The organism is Paramuribaculum intestinale, from assembly GCF_003024925.1.
Lineage (GTDB): Bacteria > Bacteroidota > Bacteroidia > Bacteroidales > Muribaculaceae > Paramuribaculum > Paramuribaculum intestinale.
Map to the genome: position 1 here is coordinate 1 of NZ_PUED01000378.1, position 1,022 is coordinate 1,022.

The 1,022-nt window shown below is 52.3% G+C and carries 1 protein-coding gene; it reads left to right on the top strand.

Going from position 1 to position 1,022, the window contains the following annotated elements:
- Window positions 1-137: 137 nt before the first annotated feature.
- Window positions 138-1,022, top strand: an 885-nt coding sequence (locus tag C5O24_RS13720; protein ID WP_107681994.1) for an S-adenosylmethionine:tRNA ribosyltransferase-isomerase, incomplete at its 3' end; no start/stop codon positions are given.

The following is a 1,022-nucleotide window of genomic DNA, read 5'->3' on the forward strand; positions in this document are numbered from 1 at the left end:
GGCCAAATCTTTCAGGAGTTTTTTTACTCTAAAAAATTAAGTTTCATGATTTTAGACAAGTATATTGGGCTGGTGGCGCTGGTGGATGATGTAATTAGCAGGCTTTTTGCTAATTTTGCACTAAAATTGTGTTGAAAATGACTGATCCACGACTTATATCAATCGAAGCGTTTGACTATCCTCTCCCCGACGGGCTTATAGCGCGTCATCCGTTGGCTGTGCGCGACACATGCCGTCTGCTGGTGCGTCATGGCGATGGCAGTCTTGAGGAACGTGTGTTTGCCGACATTGCGCAGTTGCTGTCGTCCGATGATATGCTCGTGATGAACAATACCAAGGTGATAAACGCCCGATTGCGTTTCCGGAAGGGTGGTGGCGACCAGGGTGCCCGTATAGAGGTGTTTTGTCTGGAACCTGTAGCTCCGGCCGATTACGAGCGCTCGTTTGCATCGCGCATAGGATGTTCGTGGCGTTGTTTTGTCGGCAACAGCAAGAAATGGAAAGAGGGAAGTGTCACCATGAATGTCGATGTAGCTGGCGAAGGCACTGTCGTGCTCACAGCCCGACGCCTCCGGCACGAAGGAGCTTCGTCGGTCATTGGCTTTGAATGGGACAATGATTCGGTGACATTCTCCCAGATTATCGAAGCGGCGGGTGAATTGCCTATTCCGCCATATCTAAACCGCGATACCGAAGAGAGCGATCTGACGGACTATCAGACTGTCTACTCCCGAATACAAGGATCGGTGGCTGCTCCGACTGCCGGGCTGCATTTCACTCCGGCGCTGTTCGAAAGTCTGCGGCAGCGTGGGGTAGAATTGCGCGAACTGACTCTTCATGTCGGTGCCGGCACTTTCCAGCCTGTAAAATCAGAAACAATCGGCGGGCATCCGATGCACAGCGAATTCATAAGCGTAGGGATCGGACTGATAGAGGAGCTGGCACGCACCGACCGCCGTGTGGTGGCAGTCGGTACCACTTCCGTGCGAACGCTCGAAAGCCTGTATTGGTTAGGCGTAAGG